Here is a 5,566-nt window from a genome sequence, read left to right as displayed (position 1 = left end):
GAGAGGTTGCCTCCGGACAGGCCTGAGAGGGTCTGGATGGATGTGCGTCTGTTCTTTGAGAACTCAACAGCGTGCCAAAAGTCGATGCCGTTTGTCGGTGTCTGCGGGTGTTGCTCATCGTTGTGGTGGGTGGTGTTCGTGGGCGGACCGATGTGGTGTCGGATGAATGTTTAACGTCAGTTGTACATTTTGATGATGCCAGTTGATAACTGGACCTGCTCCTGCTGAGTGGGTCTGCTTCGTGTGTTGGTTGCCCTGCTGCTTCGGTGGTCGGGGTGCCTATAGACATCTACGGAGAGTTTGATCCTGGCTCAGGACGAACGCTGGCGGCGTGCTTAACACATGCAAGTCGAACGGTGATCTCGGTGCTTGCACCGGGTGATCAGTGGCGAACGGGTGAGTAACACGTGAGTAACCTGCCCCCGACTCTGGGATAACCCCGGGAAATCGGAGCTAATACCGGATACGAGACGCACAGGCATCTGTAGCGTCTGGAAAGAATTTCGGTCGGGGATGGACTCGCGGCCTATCAGCTTGTTGGTGGGGTAATGGCCCACCAAGGCGACGACGGGTAGCCGGCCTGAGAGGGCGACCGGCCACACTGGGACTGAGACACGGCCCAGACTCCTACGGGAGGCAGCAGTGGGGAATATTGCACAATGGGCGAAAGCCTGATGCAGCGACGCCGCGTGGGGGATGAAGGCCTTCGGGTTGTAAACCCCTTTCAGCAGGGAAGAAGCGAGAGTGACGGTACCTGCAGAAGAAGCGCCGGCTAACTACGTGCCAGCAGCCGCGGTAATACGTAGGGCGCAAGCGTTGTCCGGAATTATTGGGCGTAAAGAGCTCGTAGGCGGTTTGTCGCGTCTGCTGTGAAAACCCGAGGCTCAACCTCGGGCCTGCAGTGGGTACGGGCAGACTAGAGTGCGGTAGGGGAGACTGGAATTCCTGGTGTAGCGGTGGAATGCGCAGATATCAGGAGGAACACCGATGGCGAAGGCAGGTCTCTGGGCCGCAACTGACGCTGAGGAGCGAAAGCATGGGGAGCGAACAGGATTAGATACCCTGGTAGTCCATGCCGTAAACGTTGGGCACTAGGTGTGGGGCTCATTCCACGAGTTCCGTGCCGCAGCAAACGCATTAAGTGCCCCGCCTGGGGAGTACGGCCGCAAGGCTAAAACTCAAAGGAATTGACGGGGGCCCGCACAAGCGGCGGAGCATGCGGATTAATTCGATGCAACGCGAAGAACCTTACCAAGGCTTGACATATACCGAAAACTCCTGGAGACAGGGGGTCCGCAAGGGCGGTATACAGGTGGTGCATGGTTGTCGTCAGCTCGTGTCGTGAGATGTTGGGTTAAGTCCCGCAACGAGCGCAACCCTCGTCCCATGTTGCCAGCGGGTTATGCCGGGGACTCATGGGAGACTGCCGGGGTCAACTCGGAGGAAGGTGGGGATGACGTCAAATCATCATGCCCCTTATGTCTTGGGCTTCACGCATGCTACAATGGCCGGTACAAAGGGCTGCGATACCGCGAGGTGGAGCGAATCCCAAAAAGCCGGTCTCAGTTCGGATTGGGGTCTGCAACTCGACCCCATGAAGTCGGAGTCGCTAGTAATCGCAGATCAGCAACGCTGCGGTGAATACGTTCCCGGGCCTTGTACACACCGCCCGTCAAGTCACGAAAGTCGGTAACACCCGAAGCCAGTGGCCCAACTCGCAAGAGGGGGAGCTGTCGAAGGTGGGACCAGCGATTGGGACTAAGTCGTAACAAGGTAGCCGTACCGGAAGGTGCGGCTGGATCACCTCCTTTCTAAGGAGCTTTCTGGCGCTCTTCGCGAGCGTCCAGGGCCTTCTACCCGGTCGTTCGTACCGGGGTGGGTTGCTCATGGGTGGAACATCGACCAGTGGCGCCGGCTCGTGTGCCGTCTCAGTACCCCGTCCTTGTGGCGGGTGGAACCTGACGGTGTGGGGTTGGTGTTTCGGCACGCTGTTGGGTCCTGAGGGAACAGGCTTGCGCCTGGGACTTCGGGCCGGCCCGGTCGGACGACCGGGTGGGTGCTGACGGACCGTCGGGTCCCGGATGAACCGCTCCCCGCCTTCGTGGTGTGGGGGTTGGCGCCGGGGGATGGCGGGACCGCCCGTAGCTTGAGAACTGCACAGTGGACGCGAGCATCTTTAAGTAAGTCTTTGTGGCAAGTTTTTAAGGGCAAACGGTGGATGCCTTGGCACTAGGAGCCGAAGAAGGACGTAGTAGCCTGCGATAAGCCTCGGGGAGTTGGCAAACGAACCGTGATCCGAGGATCTCCGAATGGGGGAACCCAGCTGGAGTCATGTCCAGTTACCCGCGCCTGAATATATAGGGCGTGTGGAGGGAACGTGGGGAAGTGAAACATCTCAGTACCCACAGGAAGAGATATTCCGTGAGTAGTGGCGAGCGAAAGCGGAAGAGGCCAAACCGATCGTGTGTGATAGCCGGCAGGCGTTGCACGGTCGGGGTTGTGGGACCTTTCAGGAGGCTCTGCCGAGCTTCCAGGGAGTCAGAAAGTCGCGTCATAGTCGAAGGGCATTGAAAGGCCCGGCACAGAGGGTGCTACCCCCGTAGACGAAATGGCGTGGCCTCCCGAAGGGGATCCCAAGTAGCACGGGGCCCGAGAAATCTCGTGTGAATCTGGCAAGACCACTTGCTAAGCCTAAATACTCCCTAGTGACCGATAGCGGACAAGTACCGTGAGGGAAAGGTGAAAAGTACCCCGGGAGGGGAGTGAAATAGTACCTGAAACCGTTTGCCTACAATCCGTCGGAGCCTCCCTAGCAGGGGTGACGGCGTGCCTTTTGAAGAATGAGCCTGCGAGTTAGTGGTACGTGGCGAGGTTAACCCGTGTGGGGAAGCCGTAGCGAAAGCGAGTCCGAACAGGGCGATTCAGTCGCGTGCTCTAGACCCGAAGCGAAGTGATCTAGCCATGGGCAGGTTGAAGCGCGGGTAAGACCGCGTGGAGGACCGAACCCACCTGGGTTGAAAACCGGGGGGATGACCTGTGGTTAGGGGTGAAAGGCCAATCAAACTTCGTGATAGCTGGTTCTCCCCGAAATGCATTTAGGTGCAGCGTCACGTGTTTCTTGCCGGAGGTAGAGCTACTGGATGGCCGATGGGCCCCACAAGGTTACTGACGTCAGCCAAACTCCGAATGCCGGTAAGTGAGAGCGTGGCAGTGAGACTGCGGGGGATAAGCTCCGTAGTCGAGAGGGAAACAGCCCAGACCACCAGCTAAGGCCCCTAAGCGTATGCTAAGTGGGAAAGGATGTGGAGTTGCACAGACAACCAGGAGGTTGGCTTAGAAGCAGCCACCCTTGAAAGAGTGCGTAATAGCTCACTGGTCAAGTGATTCCGCGCCGACAATGTAGCGGGGCTCAAGTATACCGCCGAAGCTGTGGCATTCACACAACAGCCAGGTCTTCGTGATCCAGGCGTGTGGATGGGTAGGGGAGCGTCGTGTGGCGAGTGAAGTCGCGGGGTAACCCAGCGGTGGACGCCACACGAGTGAGAATGCAGGCATGAGTAGCGAAAGACGGGTGAGAAACCCGTCCGCCGAATGACCAAGGGTTCCAGGGCCAGGCTAATCCGCCCTGGGTAAGTCGGGACCTAAGGCGAGGCCGACAGGCGTAGTCGATGGACAACGGGTTGATATTCCCGTACCGGCGAAGAACCGCCCATACCGACCCCGGTGATGCTAAGTGCCCGAAACCGTCTGGATCCCTTCGGGGACGTGACGGCGGAGCGCACGACCCGAGCCGGCAGTAGGTAAGCGTATTAACAGGGGTGACGCAGGAAGGTAGCCCAGCGTGGCGATGGTAGACCACGTCCAAGGTTGTAGGGCGAGCTGTAGGCAAATCCGCAGCTCATGCGCCTGAGAACTGATGGTGACCGCTTATGCGGGATGATTGGGTGATCCTATGCTGCCAAGAAAAGCCTCGACGCGAGGTTCTAGCCGCCCGTACCCTAAACCGACTCAGGTGGTCAGGTAGAGAATACCAAGGCGATCGAGAGAATCGTGGTTAAGGAACTCGGCAAAATGCCCCCGTAACTTCGGGAGAAGGGGGGCCTGAGGCGTGTAGGCACTTGCTGCCGAAGCGTTTGAAGGCCGCAGAGACCAGGGAGAAGCGACTGTTTACTAAAAACACAGGTCCGTGCGAAGTCGCAAGACGATGTATACGGACTGACGCCTGCCCGGTGCTGGAAGGTTAAGAGGACGGGTCAGCCTTCGGGCGAAGCTCAGAATTTAAGCCCCAGTAAACGGCGGTGGTAACTATAACCATCCTAAGGTAGCGAAATTCCTTGTCGGGTAAGTTCCGACCTGCACGAATGGCGTAACGACTTCTCCGCTGTCTCAACCGCGAACTCGGCGAAATTGCACTACGAGTAAAGATGCTCGTTACGCGCAGCAGGACGGAAAGACCCCGGGACCTTTACTATAGCTTGGTATTGGTGTTCGGTACGGCTTGTGTAGGATAGGTGGGAGACTGTGAAGCCGGCACGCCAGTGTCGGTGGAGTCAACGTTGAAATACCACTCTGGTCGTTCTGGATGTCTAACCTCGGTCCGTAATCCGGATCAGGGACAGTGCCTGGTGGGTAGTTTAACTGGGGCGGTTGCCTCCTAAAATGTAACGGAGGCGCTCAAAGGTTCCCTCAGCCTGGTTGGCAATCAGGTGGCGAGTGCAAGTGCACAAGGGAGCTTGACTGTGAGACTGACAGGTCAAGCAGGGACGAAAGTCGGAACTAGTGATCCGGCGGTGGCTTGTGGAAGCGCCGTCGCTCAACGGATAAAAGGTACCCCGGGGATAACAGGCTGATCTTGCCCAAGAGTCCATATCGACGGCATGGTTTGGCACCTCGATGTCGGCTCGTCGCATCCTGGGGCTGGAGTAGGTCCCAAGGGTTGGGCTGTTCGCCCATTAAAGCGGTACGCGAGCTGGGTTTAGAACGTCGTGAGACAGTTCGGTCCCTATCCGCTGCGCGCGCAGGAAACTTGAGAAGGGCTGTCCCTAGTACGAGAGGACCGGGACGGACGAACCTCTGGTGTGCCAGTTGTTCCGCCAGGAGCACGGCTGGTTGGCTACGTTCGGAAGGGATAACCGCTGAAAGCATCTAAGCGGGAAGCCTGCTTCAAGATGAGGTTTCCACGGGGCTCGCCCCGAGAGGCTCCCAGCTAGACCACTGGGTGAATAGGCCGGATGTGGAAGAGAGGACTAACGACTCTCGCAGCTGACCGGTACTAATAAGCCGATAACTTGACACACACTTACCTGTGCTACGCGTCCACTGTGCGGTTCCCGAGATACGGTCGGGGCCCCTCCCGAAAAGGGGGGCCACCCGTCTGACATCTCCATAGAGTTTCGGTGGTCATAGCGAGGGGGAAACGCCCGGCTCCATTCCGAACCCGGAAGCTAAGCCCCTCTGCGCCGATGGTACTGCACGGGAGACTGTGTGGGAGAGTAGGTCGCCGCCGAACATTCCTTCACAAGGCCGCCCCCGGAAACGGGGGCGGCCTTCGTGCATTCCAGGCACG

3 rRNA genes are annotated in these 5,566 nt (G+C 58.4%); all 3 read left to right on the top strand.

The features are described 5' to 3' along the window. The first annotated feature begins 288 nt into the window (after positions 1-288). The 3 genes from JIG38_RS19775 (at position 289) to rrf (ending at position 5,509) form a co-directional block, all read left to right on the top strand. Positions 289-1,811: ribosomal RNA gene (locus tag JIG38_RS19775) — 16S ribosomal RNA — on the top strand. A gap of 380 nt (positions 1,812-2,191) precedes the next feature. Continuing rightward, positions 2,192-5,296 (top strand): 23S ribosomal RNA (locus JIG38_RS19770). Between the two features lie 96 nt (positions 5,297-5,392). After that, positions 5,393-5,509 (top strand): 5S ribosomal RNA (gene rrf / locus JIG38_RS19765). The 16S, 23S and 5S rRNA genes sit together here, the layout of an rRNA operon. Positions 5,510-5,566 lie beyond the last annotated feature (57 nt).

Source organism: Actinotalea solisilvae (genome assembly GCF_016464425.1).
Classification (GTDB): Bacteria; Actinomycetota; Actinomycetes; order Actinomycetales; family Cellulomonadaceae; genus Actinotalea; species Actinotalea solisilvae.
This window is presented reverse-complemented; position numbering and strand designations above follow the sequence as displayed.